The 17,898-nt window shown below is 62.1% G+C and carries 13 protein-coding genes and 1 tRNA gene; 3 read left to right on the plus strand and 11 right to left on the minus strand.

What is annotated here, in order from left to right:
- Nucleotides 1-188: 188 nt before the first annotated feature.
- Nucleotides 189-4,088, minus strand: a complete 3,900-nt coding sequence (locus N5P29_RS14965) for a DNA-directed RNA polymerase subunit beta' (RefSeq protein ID WP_262275618.1) — start codon at nucleotides 4,086-4,088, stop codon at nucleotides 189-191.
- Between the two features lie 104 nt (nucleotides 4,089-4,192).
- Nucleotides 4,193-7,699 (minus strand): DNA-directed RNA polymerase subunit beta, encoded by a 3,507-nt coding sequence (rpoB, locus tag N5P29_RS14970; RefSeq protein WP_144659411.1) that lies wholly within the window; start codon nucleotides 7,697-7,699, stop codon nucleotides 4,193-4,195.
- A 408-nt stretch (nucleotides 7,700-8,107) separates the two neighbouring features.
- Here rpoB and N5P29_RS14975 point away from each other — a divergent pair, with 408 nt between their 5' ends.
- Together N5P29_RS14975 and N5P29_RS14980 are read left to right on the plus strand one after the other, a co-directional pair.
- Entirely contained in the window at nucleotides 8,108-9,307 is a 1,200-nt protein-coding gene (locus N5P29_RS14975; protein WP_262275619.1) for an acetyl-CoA C-acetyltransferase, read from the plus strand.
- Nucleotides 9,308-9,318: 11 nt separating this feature from the next.
- On the plus strand, nucleotides 9,319-9,789 hold the full coding sequence (locus tag N5P29_RS14980) for an aminoacyl-tRNA deacylase (protein ID WP_410007879.1): 471 nt from the start codon (nucleotides 9,319-9,321) through the stop codon (nucleotides 9,787-9,789).
- Nucleotides 9,790-9,841: 52 nt separating this feature from the next.
- On the opposite strand, the gene rplL is transcribed toward N5P29_RS14980, so the two are convergent.
- The 9 genes from rplL to N5P29_RS15025 all read right to left on the minus strand — a co-directional run bounded on the left by rplL (nucleotide 9,842) and on the right by N5P29_RS15025 (nucleotide 16,355).
- Nucleotides 9,842-10,219, minus strand: a complete 378-nt coding sequence (rplL, locus tag N5P29_RS14985) for a 50S ribosomal protein L7/L12 (RefSeq protein WP_144659408.1) — start codon at nucleotides 10,217-10,219, stop codon at nucleotides 9,842-9,844.
- A gap of 76 nt (nucleotides 10,220-10,295) precedes the next feature.
- A complete protein-coding gene (rplJ, locus tag N5P29_RS14990; RefSeq protein ID WP_262275621.1) occupies nucleotides 10,296-10,895 on the minus strand; it encodes a 50S ribosomal protein L10 in 600 nt (199 codons plus the stop codon).
- A 299-nt stretch (nucleotides 10,896-11,194) separates the two neighbouring features.
- The gene (locus tag N5P29_RS14995; RefSeq protein ID WP_262275622.1) at nucleotides 11,195-12,364 is read right to left on the minus strand and encodes a GNAT family N-acetyltransferase; all 1,170 of its coding nucleotides are present in this window, start codon (nucleotides 12,362-12,364) and stop codon (nucleotides 11,195-11,197) included.
- Entirely contained in the window at nucleotides 12,343-13,452 is a 1,110-nt protein-coding gene (locus tag N5P29_RS15000) for a GNAT family N-acetyltransferase (protein ID WP_262275623.1), read from the minus strand. The genes N5P29_RS14995 and N5P29_RS15000 overlap by 22 nt, the downstream gene beginning before the upstream one ends.
- Nucleotides 13,453-13,556: 104 nt before the next feature.
- Complete coding sequence (gene rplA, locus N5P29_RS15005) at nucleotides 13,557-14,264, minus strand: 50S ribosomal protein L1 (RefSeq protein WP_262275624.1); 708 nt, start codon at nucleotides 14,262-14,264, stop codon at nucleotides 13,557-13,559.
- A gap of 147 nt (nucleotides 14,265-14,411) precedes the next feature.
- Nucleotides 14,412-14,843, minus strand: a complete 432-nt coding sequence (gene rplK / locus N5P29_RS15010) for a 50S ribosomal protein L11 (RefSeq protein WP_011775609.1) — start codon at nucleotides 14,841-14,843, stop codon at nucleotides 14,412-14,414.
- Between the two features lie 129 nt (nucleotides 14,844-14,972).
- Entirely contained in the window at nucleotides 14,973-15,806 is an 834-nt protein-coding gene (gene nusG / locus N5P29_RS15015) for a transcription termination/antitermination protein NusG (protein WP_262275625.1), read from the minus strand.
- A 114-nt stretch (nucleotides 15,807-15,920) separates the two neighbouring features.
- A complete protein-coding gene (gene secE, locus N5P29_RS15020) occupies nucleotides 15,921-16,202 on the minus strand; it encodes a preprotein translocase subunit SecE (protein WP_144659401.1) in 282 nt (93 codons plus the stop codon).
- An 80-nt stretch (nucleotides 16,203-16,282) separates the two neighbouring features.
- A tRNA-Trp gene (locus N5P29_RS15025) sits at nucleotides 16,283-16,355 on the minus strand.
- A gap of 255 nt (nucleotides 16,356-16,610) precedes the next feature.
- Here N5P29_RS15025 and N5P29_RS15030 point away from each other — a divergent pair.
- A complete protein-coding gene (locus N5P29_RS15030) occupies nucleotides 16,611-17,840 on the plus strand; it encodes a pyridoxal phosphate-dependent aminotransferase (protein ID WP_262275626.1) in 1,230 nt (409 codons plus the stop codon).
- Nucleotides 17,841-17,898 lie beyond the last annotated feature (58 nt).

Here is a 17,898-nt window from a genome sequence, read left to right on the forward strand (position 1 = left end):
ACAATTACCAAAAGTCTAGCACGGCTTGATCTGGAGCCTTAATCGGGTGTATGGAGGACGACGGCGGAACGCAGCTGCCGCCGTCGTCCTCCTCTCCCCCGGTCAGCCAGGCGCCATATTGCCGTAAACGGGACAGACCCCGCACTCGAAAGTGCGGGGCCTGTCCTTTACAGCATCAAAGCAACGGATCAGCGGAAGTCGTTGCCGAGATCGTAGTCATCCAGCGGGATGGCGTGGAACTCGGGAGCGCCGTCGCCACCCAGGGCGTCATAGGAGAAGTCGGTGAAAGCGCTGGGGCCCGTGAACAGGCTTGCCTTTGCTTCTTCCGTCGGCTCCACAGTGACCTCTGTGTAGCGGGGCAGACCCGTACCGGCCGGGATGAGCTTACCGATGATGACGTTTTCCTTCAGGCCGAGCAGAGGATCGCTCTTGCCTTCCATGGCCGCCTGCGTCAGGACGCGGGTGGTCTCCTGGAAGGAAGCGGCCGACAGCCAGGACTCGGTAGCCAAGGAAGCCTTGGTGATACCCATGAGTTCCGGACGGCCGGAAGCCGGTGCCTTGCCCTCGGACACGACGCGGCGGTTCTCGTCCTCGAAGCGGGCGCGCTCTGCCAGCTCACCGGGGAGCAGGTCGGAGTCGCCGGACTCGATAACGGTCACGCGGCGCAGCATCTGGCGGACGATAACCTCGACGTGCTTGTCGTGGATACCAATACCCTGGCTGCGGTACACGCCCTGCACTTCGTCCACGAGGAACTTCTGTGCCGCACGCGGACCCATGATGCGCAGAACCTGCTTCGGGTCCACCGGACCGTTGATCAGCTTCTGGCCGACGCTTACGTGCTCGCCGTCTTCGATGAGGAGGCGGGAACGGCGCAGTACCGGGTAGGCGATCTCTTCGGAACCATCGTCCGGAGTGATCACCAGGCGCATCTGGCGCTCGGACTCTTCGATGGTGATGCGGCCGGCTGCTTCAGCAATCGGTGCGACACCCTTCGGAGTACGGGCTTCGAAGAGCTCCTGGATACGGGGCAGACCCTGGGTGATGTCGTCGCCACCACCGGCAGAAACAGCACCACCGGTGTGGAACGTACGCATGGTCAGCTGGGTACCGGGCTCACCGATGGACTGTGCGGCGATGATGCCCACGGCCTCGCCGATGTCCACGGTCTTGCCGGTGGCCAGGGAACGGCCGTAGCACAGTGCACAGGTGCCGACCTTGGACTCACAGGTGAGTACGGAGCGGACCTTGACCTCGGTGATGCCTGCAGCCAGCAGCTGGTCGATGACGACGTCGCCGCAGTCGGTACCGGCCGGAGCCAGGACGTTGCCCTGGGCATCGACGACGTCGACAGCCAGCGTACGTGCGTAGGCGCTGTTCTCGACGTTCTCGTCCAGGACGAGCTCACCGTTGGAATCCGGCACGGCGATCGGGGTGACCAGACCGCGCTCGGTGCCACAGTCCTCTTCACGGACGATAACGTCCTGCGAAACGTCCACCAGACGACGGGTCAGGTAACCCGAGTTTGCGGTACGCAGAGCGGTATCGGCCAGACCCTTACGGGCACCGTGCGTGGCGATGAAGTATTCCAACACCGACAGGCCCTCGCGGTAGGAGGACTTGATCGGACGCGGGATGATCTCACCCTTCGGGTTGGCCACAAGACCACGGATACCCGCGATCTGGCGGACCTGCATCCAGTTACCACGTGCACCGGAGGACACCATGCGGTTGATGGTGTTCATCGGGGACAGGCTGTCGCGCATCGCCTGGGCGATCTCGTTGGTTGCCTTGTTCCAGATCTCGATCAGTTCCTGGCGACGCTCGTCGTCGTCGATCAGGCCCTTGTCGTACTGGCCCTGGATCTTGGCGGCCATGCCCTCGTAACCGGCGAGGATACCCGGCTTGGATGCCGGAACCTCGATGTCCGAGATAGCAACCGTGACACCCGAACGGGTGGCCCAGTAGAAACCTGCATCCTTCAGGTTGTCCAGCGTTGCCGCCGTAACAACCTTCGGGTAGCGCTCTGCGAGGTCGTTGACGATCCGGGACAGTTCGCCCTTGTCCGCAACAGCCTCAACCCAGGGGTAGTCCTCAGGCAGGGTCTGGTTGAAGATGACCTGGCCGAGGGAGGTTTCAACGAGAGCCGGCTGACCGGGCTCCCAACCTTCCGGAGCTTCCCAGCCAGCGAACGGCACGAAGTCGTCCAGGCGGATCTTGACCTGGGAGTTCAGGTGCAGCTCACGGGCGTCGTACGCCATGATTGCTTCCGAAACCGAGGAGAAGATGCGGCCTTCGCCGGCGGAACCGACGCGCTTGGTGGTCAGGTGGTACAGACCGATGATCATATCCTGCGAAGGCAGGGTCACCGGACGGCCATCGGAGGGCTTCAGGATGTTGTTCGAGGACAGCATCAGGATGCGTGCTTCGGCCTGGGCTTCCGGGCTCAGCGGCAGGTGTACTGCCATCTGGTCGCCGTCGAAGTCAGCGTTGAAGGCGCCACAAACCAGCGGGTGAAGCTGGATTGCCTTGCCTTCCACAAGCTGCGGTTCGAAGGCCTGGATGCCGAGGCGGTGCAGGGTAGGTGCACGGTTGAGCAGCACCGGGTGTTCGGTGATGATCTCTTCGAGCACGTCCCAGACCTGCGGACGGTAACGCTCGACCATGCGCTTTGCCGACTTGATGTTCTGGGCGTGGTTGAGGTCAACCAGGCGCTTCATCACGAACGGCTTGAAGAGCTCCAGGGCCATCTGCTTGGGCAGACCACACTGGTGCAGCTTCAGCTGCGGGCCGACAACGATGACCGAACGGCCGGAGTAGTCGACGCGCTTGCCGAGCAGGTTCTGGCGGAAACGACCCTGCTTGCCCTTGAGCATGTCGCTCAGGGACTTCAGCGGACGGTTGCCCGGACCCGTGACGGGGCGGCCACGACGACCGTTGTCGAAGAGGCTGTCAACAGCTTCCTGAAGCATGCGCTTCTCGTTGTTGACGATGATCTCCGGAGCACCGAGGTCAAGCAGGCGCTTGAGGCGGTTGTTGCGGTTGATCACACGACGGTAGAGGTCGTTGAGGTCGGAGGTCGCGAAGCGGCCACCATCGAGCTGGACCATCGGGCGCAGTTCCGGCGGGATCACCGGGACGGCGTCGAGGACCATGCCCAGCGGGCTGTTGTTGGTGGTCAGGAATGCGTTGACAACCTTCAGGCGCTTCAGGGCACGCGTCTTGCGCTGGCCCTTGCCGTTCTGGATGGTGTCGCGCAGTGACTCAGCCTCAGCCTGCATGTCGAAGGTTTCCAGGCGCTTCTTGATGGCCTCGGCACCCATGGAGCCCTCGAAGTACAGACCGTAGCGGTCGCGCAGTTCGCGGTAGAGGCCTTCGTCGCCTTCAAGGTCAGCAACCTTGAGGTTCTTGAAGCGGTCCCAGACCTGCTCAAGGCGCTCGATGTCGGCGTCGGCACGCTTGCGGACGTTCGCCATCTGGCGGTCCGCGGAGTCGCGGGCCTTCTTCTTGTCGGCAGCCTTGGCGCCTTCGCCTTCAAGACGGGCAAGCTCGTCTTCAAGGTCGCGGGCGATCGTGGCGATGTCGCTGTCGCGGTTGTCGATCATCTGCTTCTTCTCGAGGTCGTGCTCAACCTGGAGGTTCGGCAGTTCGGCGTGACGGCTCTCGGTGTCAACGCTGGTGATCATGTAGGCAGCGAAGTAGATGACCTTCTCAAGGTCCTTCGGTGCCAGGTCCAAAAGGTAACCCAAGCGCGAGGGAACGCCCTTGAAGTACCAGATGTGCGTTACAGGCGCAGCCAGTTCGATGTGGCCCATGCGCTCACGGCGCACCTTGGCGCGGGTGACTTCAACGCCACAACGCTCGCAAATGATGCCCTTGAAGCGGACGCGCTTGTACTTGCCGCAGTAGCATTCCCAGTCGCGGGACGGGCCGAAGATCTTCTCGCAGAAGAGGCCGTCCTTCTCGGGCTTGAGCGTGCGGTAGTTGATGGTTTCCGGCTTCTTGACCTCACCGTAAGACCAGCCACGGATGTCTTCCGCGGTGGCGAGGCCGATCTGCATGAGGCCGAAGGAGGATTCGCTGGACATATGGTCCCTGTTCTCTCTTGTTCTCTAAATTCTGAAGTCTTGGTTACGGGAAGAGGGAGCTGATCCGGCGGACAGTGGTTGAACACCGCCCGCCGGAACCGCTGCTAGACCTCTTCTACGGAACTGGGCTCTGCGCGGGACAGATCGATACCCAGTTCTTCCGCAGCCGTGAAGACTGCGTCATCAGAGTCACGCATCTCGATGGTGGTTCCGTCCGTGGAAAGAACTTCCACGTTCAGGCACAACGACTGCATTTCCTTGATCAAGACCTTGAAGGACTCGGGAACGCCAGGCTCAGGGATGTTTTCGCCCTTGACGATGGCTTCGTAGACCTTCACACGACCATGGATGTCATCGGACTTGATCGTGAGGAGTTCCTGAAGCGTGTAGGCGGCACCGTAAGCTTCGAGCGCCCACACTTCCATTTCACCGAAGCGCTGGCCACCGAACTGTGCCTTACCACCCAGCGGCTGCTGCGTGATCATGGAGTACGGGCCGGTGGAGCGCGCGTGGATCTTGTCGTCCACCAGGTGGTGGAGCTTCAGGATGTACATGTAACCGACGGAGATCGGGTCCGGGAACGGCTCGCCGGAGCGGCCGTCGAACAGACGGGTCTTGCCGGAGGAGTCGATCAGGCGGTCGCCATCGCGGGTCACGTTGGTGGAGTCAAGCAGGCCGGTGATTTCTTCTTCACGGGCGCCATCGAACACCGGGGTGGCAACGGTGGTCTGGCCGGTTTCACGGGGCAGGTTCGGGAGGTTCTTGACCCACTCCGGCTCGCCTTCGATCTTCCAACCGGTCTTGGCAACCCAACCGAGGTGGGTTTCCAGAACCTGGCCAACGTTCATTCGACCTGGAACACCAAGCGGGTTCAGGACGATGTCCACCGGGGTACCGTCTGCAAGGAAGGGCATGTCCTCGACCGGAAGGATCTTGGAGATAACACCCTTGTTGCCGTGACGGCCGGCGAGCTTGTCGCCGTCGGTGATCTTGCGCTTGGCTGCAACGTAGACGCGGACCAGCTGGTTCACGCCCGGGGGCAGTTCGTCGTCGTTGTCGCGGTCGAAGACGCGCACGCCGATGACCGTACCGGACTCGCCGTGGGGCACCTTCAGGGAGGTGTCGCGGACTTCGCGGGACTTCTCACCGAAGATTGCGCGCAGAAGGCGCTCTTCCGGGGTCAGCTCGGTTTCACCCTTGGGGGTGACCTTGCCTACCAGGATGTCGCCTGCTTCAACCTCGGCACCGATGTGGATGATGCCGCGCTCGTCCAGACCTGCCAGAACTTCCTCGGACACGTTGGGGATGTCACGGGTGATTTCCTCGGCACCAAGCTTGGTGTCGCGGGCATCGATTTCGTGCTCCTCGATGTGGATGGAGGAAAGGACGTCCTCGGCAACAATGCGCTGCGAAAGGATGATGGCGTCCTCGAAGTTGTGGCCTTCCCATGACATGAATGCCACGAGCAGGTTCTTACCGAGGGCGAGCTCACCCTGGTCCGTTGCCGGACCGTCAGCGATGATGCCGCCAACCTCCAGGCGCTGGCCTTCGTTGACCAGGACACGGTGGTTGTAGCAGTTGCCCTGGTTGGAACGGGCGAACTTGTTGATGCGGTAGTTGGTCTCGGTACCGTCGTCGTTGATCATGACAACGAGCTCGGCGGAAACCTCGGTGACCACACCTGCCTTCTTCGCGATGACAACGTCACCGGCGTCGACGGCTGCTGCGCGCTCCATGCCGGTGCCCACGAAAGGAGCCTCGGAACGGACCAGCGGCACGGCCTGGCGCTGCATGTTGGCACCCATGAGTGCACGGTTGGCATCGTCATGCTCGAGGAACGGGATCAGCGCGGTTGCAACGGACACCATCTGGCGCGGGGACACGTCCATGAACTGGACATCTGCGGCGGGAACCAGAACGGGCTCGCCTCCACCACCACGGGCACGGACAAGGACGGTCTCTTCGGAGAACTTCTTGTCAGCATCCAGCGGAGCGTTGGCCTGGGCAATCAGGACCTCGGCTTCGTCATCTGCCGTGAGGTATTCGACGTCGTCGGAGACAACACCATTGGACACCTTGCGGTACGGGGTCTCGATGAAGCCGAACGGGTTGATGCGGCCGTAGGATGCCAGCGAACCGATCAGACCAATGTTCGGGCCTTCAGGGGTTTCGATGGGGCACATACGTCCGTAGTGGGACGGGTGAACGTCTCGGACTTCCATGCCTGCGCGGTCACGGGACAGACCACCCGGGCCAAGGGCCGACAGACGGCGCTTGTGGGTCAGACCCGAGAGCGGGTTGTTCTGGTCCATGAACTGCGACAGCTGGGACGTTCCGAAGAACTCCTTGATGGCTGCCACAACTGGACGGATGTTGATCAGCGTCTGCGGCGTGATGGCCTCGACGTCCTGCGTGGTCATGCGTTCGCGGACGACGCGTTCCATGCGGGACAGACCGGTGCGGACCTGGTTCTCGATGAGTTCGCCGACGGCGCGGATGCGACGGTTGCCGAAGTGGTCGATGTCATCGATGTCGACGCGGAGCTCGTGGTCTTCGCCGTCGCGCTTGCCCATGATGGTCTTCTCGCCGGCGTGCAGCGCAACGAGGAACTTGATCATGGCAACGATGTCTTCAACGTGCAGGACCGATGCTTCCTTGTCACCAAGGGAGCGGTCGATGCCAAGCTTGCGGTTGATCTTGTAACGGCCAACCTTGGCCAGATCGTAGCGCTTGGGGTTGAAGTACAGGTTGTCCAGCAGGGACTGGGCAGCCTCGACTGTGGGCGGCTCGCCCGGACGCAGCTTGCGGTAGATGTCCAGAAGCGCGTCTTCGCGGGTCTCGGTGGCGTCCTTCTCCAGCGTTGCGCGCATGGAGTCGTACTGGCCGAACTCTTCCAGGATCTGGCCTTCGGTCCAACCGAGGGCCTTCAGGAGAACCGTGACCGACTGCTTGCGCTTGCGGTCAAGGCGGACACCGACCTGGTCGCGCTTGTCGATTTCGAGTTCGAACCAAGCACCACGGGACGGGATGATCTTCGCGGTGAAGATGTCCTTGTCACTGGTCTTGTCAGCGGCACGCTCGAAGTAGGCGCCCGGCGAACGGACCAGCTGGGAGACGACGACACGCTCGGTGCCGTTGACGACGAACGTACCCTTCTCAGTCATGAGGGGGAAGTCGCCCATGAACACGGTCTGCTGCTTGATTTCGCCCGTGTTGTTGTTCATGAACTCGGCCTTGACGTACAGCGGGGCCGAGTAGGTGGCGTCACGGTCTTTGCATTCGGCCATGGTGTACTTCGGATCAGCGAACTCCGGCTCGGAGAAGCTCAGGGACATGGTGCCCTGGAAGTCCTCGATAGGGGAGATCTCTTCGAAGATGTCGGCAAGTCCGGAGGTGGTGGCGACGCTGAGGTCGCCCTCCTCGACAGCCTTCGCTACCCGCGCCTGCCAGCGTTCGTTTCCGACGAGCCAGTCAAAGCTGTCCGTCTGCAGGGCGAGAAGATTCGGAACATCAAGGGGTTCGTGAATCTTTGCGAATGAGAGGCGACGGGTGGCACCATCGGTGCTTGCCGTGTTAGCGGTTTCGTTATTAGAGGTGCTCGAGGCGACCAAGAGGGATCCTTCCACAGACCTTCAGGCGTTTTCAGATCTCCCCCGTTTGCATTCCGCAGAGTGCTCTGCAGGATACTTAATCCGGTTCCGCTATATGACCCGGACCCAGTCTGCCCATGGCTGTGCACGTTGTGGAACGGCACGTCAATGACGCAGCTGAGAGGTAAAGCCCACCGCTATATGAAGGCTGAAGGTTAACAGGGAAGACGCAAATATCTACAATACGGCAAAGCAGCCTTCCTGTCTACCCCAGATTGTCCCTGATTGCAAGCACCGTTGCCACAGGCACCCAAAGCAAGGAACCCTGCTCCGGACGGAATCACCGGAGCTCCCCCGCCGTTTAATGGTTAGGCTGGCTCACACACCGCGATAGCCTTGCTACACCACTCCCGGACCGGAAGAGAGACCATGAGCAACTCCGCCGACGACAATGACGTTGTCATCCTCGCCGCCTCCCGCACCCCACAGGGTCGGCTGAACGGGCAACTGGCGGGACTGACCGCCGTCGAACTCGGTGCGCACGCCATTGGCGCCGCACTTGCCGCAAGCGGCGTCAAGGCCGAACAGGTTGATGCCGTCATCATGGGCCAGGTTCTCCAGGCGGGCGCCGGACAGAACCCCGCCCGCCAGAGTGCGATTGCCGCCGGCGTGGGTTGGAACATCCCGGCCGTGACCATCAACAAGGTGTGCTTGTCGGGCCTGACGGCGGTTATTGATGCTGCCCGCCTGATCCGCAGCGGGGACGCCACCGTGGTGGTTGCCGGTGGCCAGGAATCCATGACCCGGGCTCCCCACCTTCTCCCCGGCTCACGGCAGGGCTGGACCTACGGTTCCATCCAGGCCTTGGACGTAGCCGCCCACGACGGCCTCACGGATGCCTTCGACGGTCAGTCCATGGGGCTGTCCACCGAAACCAGGAACGTCACCCTCGGCATAGACCGCAGGGCCCAGGATGAAGTAGCGGCGGCATCGCACCAGCGCGCCGCTGCCGCGATCGCCGACAGAATCTTCGACGTCGAAATCGCCCCCGTGCAGGTCAAGCAGCGCAAGGGTGATCCGCTGGTCCTCACCACGGACGAAGGGGTCCGCCCCAACACCACGGTGGAGACCCTCGCACCGCTGAAAGCAGCGTTTGCCACGGACGGCACCATCACTGCGGGCAATTCCTCTCCCCTGTCCGACGGCGCCTCCGCACTGGTGCTGACGAGTCGCCGTTTCGCCCGCGACAATGGGTTGACGTACCTGGCCGTGGTGGGAAAGCCGGGCCAGGTTGCCGGACCGGACAACTCATTGCACTCCCAACCATCCAACGCGATCGCCCAGGCGTTGAAGCGTGCCGGATGGACTGCCGAGGACCTGGACTTCATCGAGATCAACGAAGCCTTCGGCTCCGTTGCGGTGCAGTCGCTCAAGGACCTGAACTATCCGCTGGAGAAGTGCAATATCCACGGCGGTGCCATCGCCCTGGGCCATCCCATTGGGGCATCCGGCGCCCGGCTCGCGCTGCACGCCGCCCACGAGCTGAACCGCCGGGGAACGGGCAAGGCCGCGGTTTCCCTGTGTGGCGGTGGCGGCCAAGGTGAAGCCCTACTGCTGTACCGCGACTGATGGCGGGCAATGTGGCTGACGGGGCCGAGCGTTTCCTTGCTGACGCGGCCGCGCGCGGACTGTACGTCGACGTCGTCGAGCGTCCGGCTGCGCGCAGCCTCGAGGAGGCGGCAGGCATCCTGGGTATTTCGCCTGCGGACATTGTGAAGTCCTTGGTGGTCAAGCACCGTGACGGGACGTTCCTGTTCGCCCTGATTCCGGGGGACCGCCAGATCTCCTGGCCCAAACTGCGTGCCCTGGTGGGGGTCAACAAGCTGTCCCTCCCGCCCGCAGAGGTGGCCCTGGATGCCACCGGCTACGAGCGTGGGACCATCACTCCCCTGGGCAGCACCACGGCCTGGCCTGTATACGCCGATGCCACCATCACCGGCCGTCGCATCTCCATGGGCGCAGGGGCACACGGGCGCAGCGCCTTCGTCGACGCCGACGCGCTAACCGCAGCCCTGGGAGCCGTGGTGGCGGACATCAGCGACCCGTCTTAACGCAGGAAGCCCCGCCCGGCGAACCGGACGGGGCTTCCACAAGCAAAACGAGTTACTTGAGGGTAACCGTTGCGCCAGCTTCTTCGAGCTGAGCCTTGGCCTTCTCGGCAGCTTCCTTGTTGGCGCCTTCGAGAACAGCCTTCGGTGCGCTGTCAACCAGGTCCTTGGCTTCCTTGAGGCCGAGGGAGGTGATGGCGCGAACTTCCTTGATCACTGCGATCTTCTTGTCGCCAGCAGATTCGAGGATGACGTCGAAGTCGGTCTTCTCTTCAGCAGCTTCAGCGGCACCGCCGGCAGCGGGACCAGCAACTGCAACAGCAGCAGCCGTAACTTCGAAGGTCTCTTCGAAGAGCTTGACGAACTCGGAGAGCTCGATGATGGTCAGTTCCTTGAAAGCTTCAATGAGCTCTTCGTTGCTGAGCTTCGCCATGGTGGCGTCCTTCCATTAGTTGGCGCAGGTCCGGATCGTACCGCTCCGTGCACCAGAGTTTGTTTGGGGGGAGAACTTAGTTCTCTTCGGTTGCAGCTTCGGCAGCGGCCGGTGCTTCGTCAGCAGCCGGAGCTTCCTCGGTTGCAGCCTCTTCAGCCGGGGCTTCATCAGCGGCCGGTGCAGGTGCGCCGCCCTCTTCTTCAAGCTTGAGGCGCAGAGCGTCGATGATGCGTGCAGCTGCAGATGCGGGAGCCTTGAGGACACCAGCAACGCGTGCGAGCTGCAGTTCGCGGGACTCGAGGGCTGCCAGTGCGGCAACTCCTGCTGCGTCCAATGCCTTGCCTTCGAAGACGCCGGTCTTGATAACCAGCTGCTTGTTGGCCTTGGCAAAGTCCGTCAGGCTCTTGGCAGCAGCAACAGCGTCACCCTTGATGAAGGCGATTGCAGTAGGGCCGGCGAGCTGATCGTTGAATGCTTCAACTCCAGCTTCCTTGGCTGCAATGGCGCTCAGGGTGTTCTTGACGACCGAGAACTTGGTGTCCTGGCCGAGCGCAACACGCAGTTCCTTGAGCTGTGCAACAGTGAGCCCGCGGTATTCGGTCAGGACAGCCGCGTTCGATTCCTTGAAATCGTTGGTGATCTCCGCAACGGCGGAAACCTTGCTAGGCGTTGTCATAACCCTCCTTCCGGGGAATAAAGCCGGTCTTCCGGGTCCCCGCTCACGAGAGCTAAAACTAAAAACGCCCCGCGCAGATGCACGGGGCTTGGCTCAACACAGACTGATCCGTGGAGACTTGCTTCGTTCACCTGCGCCGGCCGCCCTATGTTCAGGGTCCTTCGTCAAGGAATTCACTTGGTTCTCAGGGGCGTAGCTGCAGAATTGAGCTGTGCTCGAAAGAGTGGATTCCCATCAACCGACGGTCTTTGGTACTTCAAGGTTACGGGAGAGCGTTCAGCAAACCAAATCGAGGCTGCCTACTCAGAGACCGTTGGCCCTTTGTCCCGCCCCGGAAGCTCCTTTTGCCACAGTCCGGTGACGCCCGCCGTCGTAAATCCCAACTGCTTGTTCACTGTCAGCAGGTAGCGGTTTTCCGGCGCATTCCAGGTGTAGATCACCCGGGCGTCGGGGAACTGCTCGCTGAGCCTTTCCATGTTGGCCACCTTGATGAGCAAGCCCAGCTTGTTTCCACGATGCTCCTGGAGCACCAGGGTGTCGTCCTGGAACACGACATCCTGGCGGTGGGCGAGGACACTGATGGTGGTCAGGCCCACCAGCTTGCCGCTCTCAACATGCTCGACGGCGGTGACTACCGTGCGTCGTCCCTGCGCCAGGGCGGCGTCTTCGGTTTCCCTGAGAACCGCGGTGTCGAAAACCATGCCGCTTGCTTCAACATCGGGAGCGTCTTCCTCGGCGTCGTCGGGGACAACTTCGCCGGCTGCGTTTTCCAACGCGGCAACGGCTTCCAGCCAAGGTTCCGGGCAGCGATCGGTCCAGTGGTGAAGGACGTACCGTCCGCCGTTGGCTTCCTCCGCCTCGAGCTGGAGGTCTGCCACCAGCTGGGAATCCAGCGGCAGGATGCAGGAACTGAACTGTTCAATGTGCTGGAGGGTGTAGCCGGCCTTCTTGGCGAAATCTGTCTCACGGCTGCTGACGGGAACAAAACCTGCCCCGTTGCCAGGGATCATTTGATCCTCGGGTACCTCCGTCAGTGACGTCGCAGGATGGTTTGTATCCACCAGGACCATGGTGCGGCCCTCCGCTCGGGCCAGCTGCTCGGCAGCCTCCAGCAGTTGCCTTCCGACTCCCTGTCCTTGGAACTCAGGCAAAATGTCCAGTGTGAACTCGGCCAGGTCCATGTTGTCGGCCAGGGGCAGGGCAATGTCCACAACTCCCACGATGACGCCATCGACTTTGGCTACCAGGATGATTTGGCGTTCATAGGGATCCGAGAATTCCAGCAGCTTTTCCAAGGGGGTGTAGGCGAGGTCATCGCTCCCCCAGGTTTCCATGCGCACCCGGCGCCCGACTTCCACGGCGTCCAGGAAATCGGCAGCCTCCGGACTTTCCAGGGAGTCAGGAACCCACAGCTGAGCGACCTGAACGGTACCCGCCTCTTCTACAGTCATCCCAGCCGTTTCTGCCATTCGCCTTCAAAGCCGGACGGCTTGAATCCAAGGGCGATATTTATGGCCAGCATATGCTGGTTTTCGACGGCGTTCCATGTCATCACCGACGTGGCGTCCGGCCAGAGTTCTTTCGCCCGGCGCAAATTGTCCACTTTCACGAGCATCCCCAAGCGGTGTCCACGGTGGCCCGGCGCCACCAGGGTGTCTTCCTGGTAGATCACTGCCGGCGCCTCTGCCCGGTGGGTCAGGACCGTATAGGCAGCAAGCTCGCCAGTGTCATCCCCGCGGGCAACGCACACCGCTGTGTCCACGCCGCTTGCACGCCACGTGGCTTCCTCCTTGCGGACGCGTGCGGCGTCCCATTCCTCGCCTTCCCACCCCAAACCCGCAATGGGAACCTCGGTGCTCATGAGGCTTTTGAGGCGGGCGAAGGCCTCCACCAGATGGTCCGGACAGTCATTCCGCCAGCCGAGGACGCTGTAGCCCTCCGAGCTCTCCAGTGCGTCCTCCCCGAGCTCCCGGAGCAGTGCATCGGGAACCGGGAACGCCAACGTGCTGTTCGTTTCCACCTGCTCCAGCGAATAGCCATGGTGAAGCGCGAAGTTGGTCGACGCAGCCGCCAACGGCACGCCTCCCGAACCGGACTTTGCCTGCAACAACTCAACACCGGCCTCGAGGGGAGCAATCGGCTCGCCACAATAGGCGTCGAAGGAAACCCTCCCCCGCTCAACCGCCATCTCCTCCACAACGGCCAGGATCCGCGAACCGAAGCCGCGCCGCCGGAACCCGGCGTCGACCAGCACGTCCACACCCGCCGTCGTCGTATTTTCGCTCAGGGGCAGCGTCAGCGTGCCGCCGCCAATTACGGCACCGTCCAGCCGGGCAAGGAACACCTGGCGCTCTTCGTACTCGTTGCCTTGCCAGAACTGGACGGCCTCAGCGGGCGTTGCGCAGCGGTCGAGGTTGCCCCACAGTTCAAATGCATGGGCTTCCTGCAGCTGATGGAAGGCCTGAAAGTCGGCGGCATCGGCCGCGTCAGGAATTGCGGGGACGCGGATCCGCTCGACGCTCAACCCGGCTGCCACGGAAGTGTTCGACGACGTCACGCACCACAGCCTACGGCCCGTCCCGGCCTCCGAACAGCCCGGCAACGCAAAAGGACCGCCCGGCAAAGCCGGACGGTCCTTTTCAGAGCAAGAGCTCCCGAAGCTTACGCGTCGGTGAGAACCTTGGTGACGTTCGGGTCAACGGTGATGCCCGGGCCGAACGTGGTGGCGACAGTAGCCTTCTGGATGTAGCGGCCCTTGGAAGCGGACGGCTTCAAACGAAGCACCTCTTCCAGTGCTGCTGCGTAGTTCTCAGCCAGCTTGGCGGCGTCGAAGGACACCTTGCCGATGATGAAGTGAAGGTTGGAGTGCTTGTCGACGCGGAAGTCGATCTTGCCACCCTTGATGTCGTTGACGGCCTTGGTGACATCCGGGGTAACCGTGCCGGTCTTCGGGTTCGGCATGAGGTTACGCGGGCCGAGGACCTTACCGAGGCGGCCAACCTTGCCCATGAGGTCAGGGGTGGCAACGGCTGCGTCGAAGTCGGTCCAGCCGCCTGCGATCTTTTCGATCAGGTCATCGGAACCAACGAAGTCGGCGCCGGCTGCGATTGCTGCCTCAGCCTTGTCACCGGTTGCGAAAACCAGAACACGGGCGGTCTTGCCGGTGCCGTGGGGGAGGTTGACCGTGCCGCGGACCATCTGGTCAGCCTTGCGGGGGTCAACGCCGAGGCGGAAAGCGACCTCAACCGTTGCGTCAAACTTGGACGGGTTGGTGTCCTTCGCGAGGTTGATGGCCTCGAACGGGGCGTAGACCTTGTCTGCCTCGATCTTGGCTACGGCTGCCTCATATGCTTTGCTGCGCTTTGCCATGCTGCTTGTTTCTCCTTGTGCAGTTGTGGTCTGCGGACCGCGCTGGGCCCTGCCACAGTCGTGGATCCGGCAAGGATCCTGCGACATATCAATGTTTCAGATGCCGGTTGCCCGGCGGGTGAAGGCCGCAATCGGCCCTCGACGGTTCTAGCCTTCGACCGTGATGCCCATGGAGCGGGCGGTGCCGGCGATGATCAGGGCAGCAGCCTTGATGTCGTTGGCGTTCAGGTCTTCCATCTTGGTGGAAGCAATTTCCTCAACCTGTGCCTGGGTCAGCTTGGCAACCTTGACGGTGTGCGGGGTAGCCGAACCCTTGGCAACGCCTGCAGCCTTCTTGATGAGCTCTGCAGCCGGCGGGGTCTTGGTGATGAAGGTGAAGGAACGGTCCTCGTAGACCGTGATTTCGACCGGGATAACGTTTCCGCGCTGGGATTCCGTTGCAGCGTTGTACGCCTTGCAGAATTCCATGATGTTGACACCGTGCTGGCCAAGCGCAGGACCGATCGGCGGAGCCGGGTTAGCGGCACCTGCCTGGATCTGCAGCTTGATGAGGCCGGTGACCTTCTTCTTGGGAGCCAATGTAGGGTCCTTCTCTCAATAGCTTCCTGGGGCACAGGAGCGCGTCCCAGGTTGGTGGCCGCCATGGCGAGGCGGCCGGCCGCTTCCGTACCGCTAAGCAGGCGGCAGGGAGCGAAATCTTGGAATCAACTAGATCTTGGTGACCTGGTTGAAGGCGAGCGTCACAGGGGTTTCGCGCTCGAAGATCGAGACCAGGACCACCAGGGTCTGGGACTCGGGCTTGATCTCGGAGATCGTTGCCGGCAGGGTCTCGAACGGACCTTCCTTGACGATGACCGACTCGCCGACCTCGAAGTCGACGGCCACGGGAGCCTGGTTCTGCTTGTTGACCGGCTTGCCCTGCTCAGCCTGCTCTTCTTCGAAGACCGGGGCGAGCATGGAGAAGACCTCGTCAAGGCGCAGCGGAACCGGGTTGTGGGCGTTGCCCACGAAGCCGGTAACACCGGGGGTGTGACGGACGGCGCCCCAGGAGGCGTCGGTCAGGTCCATGCGGACCAGCACGTAACCGGGAATGCGAACGCGGTTGATGACCTTGCGCTGCGCGTTCTTGATCTCGACGACCTCTTCCATCGGCACCTGGATTTCGAAGATGTAATCTTCCATGTCCAGGGTCTGGATGCGGGTCTCAAGGTTGGCCTTGACGCGGTTTTCGTAACCGGCGTAGGAGTGGATGACGTACCAGTCACCTTCCTGGCGGCGCAGCTTGGCCTTGAATTCCTCGGCAGGATCAGCCGGCGCTGCAGCAGCAGCGGCGGCGAGCTGATCGCCGTCGGACTCTTCATCAGACTCTTCGTCCACGTCGGCCTCGAAGTCCTCTTCGGATTCCTCGGCGTCGACGTCGGCAGATTCGGGCGCAGCGGAATCAACCTCGGACTCTTCCGCGACAATTGCCGTGGCGTCGGCTGAGTCCTCGGCGGTTCCGCCCAGCTCAGTCTCGTTTACCTCGAGCTCCTGCTCAGACACTTGGTCTCCTGCTTCCTCATTGCCTAACATGCCTATTTAAATGGCTCAATTCCGCAAACCCCGCAAAATTCCCGGTGTACCAAGGAATTTCACACAGTTTGCGGACAGATCCGCTTAGCGGTCCGTGGCGCCTGACCCACCGAAGACCCAGCTGACTCCCGTGCCGAAGGCGAGGTCCAACAGGGTGACAATGACCATCATGATGACCACGAACACCAGCACCACGAGCGTGTAATTGATCAGTTCCTTGCGGGTGGGTGCAACGACCTTCTTCAGTTCGCCAATGATCTGGCGTACGAAGAGTGCAATACGGGCGAAGAAGCCGCGTTCGGCTTTCTTGGCGGGACGGCCCTTCGAGCTGCTGGCAGCTGTTTCGGTCACCTGGTCCTCACTCACCTTGCAAAGTCGTTGACCCGACTCTGATCAGAGCCATGGTTGCTGCGCGTGTTCCGGCGTTTCCGCCGGAACAGCTTGCGCAGGGCAGACAGGACTCGAACCTGCAACCTGCGGTTTTGGAGACCGCTGCGCTACCAATTGCGCCACTACCCTATGGATCGAATCCATGTTTCAGGCCGCACTTCAGCCTGTGATGCTTTTCAACACCGGTGAACCAGTCTACGCAAGAATTTCGCGATAGTCGAACCGGCTCGATTCCGGGGCTCCCAGCCCGCTTTTACGCCTGTGACCAGCACCATCAGTCACAAAGCAGGGCGGTCACGCGGGAGCTCCGCAGAACAGCATAAGGTAGTTTACGTCGAATCCCATCATCCAGCCCACGAGCTGCCTGCGAAGAACGGTACATAGATGTCTGCCGGAACAACTGCCGCCCGCATTTCACAGCGAATCTCAGCCATTGCCGAGTCCGCCACCCTTGCCGTTGACGCCAAGGCCAAGGCACTGAAGGCCGCGGGCCGTCCCGTGATTGGTTTCGGTGCCGGCGAACCCGACTTCCCCACCCCCGACTACATCGTCCAGGCCGCCATTGAAGCAGCCGGCCAGCCGAAGTACCACCGCTATTCCCCCGCGGGCGGTCTCCCCGAGCTGAAGAAGGCCATCGCGGACAAGACCCTCCGGGATTCGGGCTACAAGGTTGACCCTTCCCAGGTCCTGGTGACCAACGGTGGCAAGCAGGCTGTCTACAACACGTTCGCCACGCTGGTTGATCCGGGCGATGAGGTCATCATTCCCACTCCGTTCTGGACCACCTACCCGGAGGCCATCCGCCTCGCCGGCGGCGTTCCCGTTGAGGTTTTCGCCGGCCCGGAGCAGGGCTACCTGGTTACCGTGGAGCAGCTTGAAGCAGCCGTAACGGACAAGACCAAGATCCTGCTGTTCGTCTCCCCTTCCAACCCCACCGGCGCCGTGTACAGCCCGGAGCAGGTCGCGGAGATCGGCAAGTGGGCAGCCGCCAAGGGCCTTTGGGTCGTTACCGACGAGATCTACGAGCACCTGACCTACGACGGCGTCGAGTTCACCTCGATCGCTACGGCAGCCCCGGAGCTTGGCGACCGCGTTGTGATCCTCAACGGTGTAGCCAAGACCTATGCCATGACCGGATGGCGCGTGGGTTGGATGATCGGCCCGGCCGACGTCATCAAGGCCGCCACCAACCTGCAGTCGCACGCGACGTCGAACGTCTCCAACATCATGCAGGTCGCTGCCGCCGCCGCCCTCACGGGCCCGCTCACCGCCGTCGACGAAATGAAGGTTGCCTTCGACCGCCGCCGCAAGGCGATTGTCGCCGGACTCAACGCCATTGACGGGGTTGAATGCCCGACGCCGACCGGCGCCTTCTACGTGTACGCGGACGTCCGCGGACTGCTGGGCAAGGAATTCGAGACCTCCAACGGTCCCGTCCGCCCGAGCACTTCGGCTGAGCTCGCGGCCCTGATCCTCGACGAAGTTGAAGTCGCCGTTGTTCCGGGCGAGGCGTTCGGACCCTCCGGCTACGTGCGGCTCTCCTACGCGCTCGGCGACGACGACCTCGCCGAAGGTGTCCGCCGGATCCAGGAATTCCTGGGCAAGGCCAAGTAACAGCTTCACTTTTGGTGGCAGTCAGCTCCCAGGCAACCGGAACAGGTTGGCTGGGGGC

Source organism: Paenarthrobacter sp. JL.01a (assembly GCF_025452095.1).
Lineage (GTDB): Bacteria > Actinomycetota > Actinomycetes > Actinomycetales > Micrococcaceae > Arthrobacter.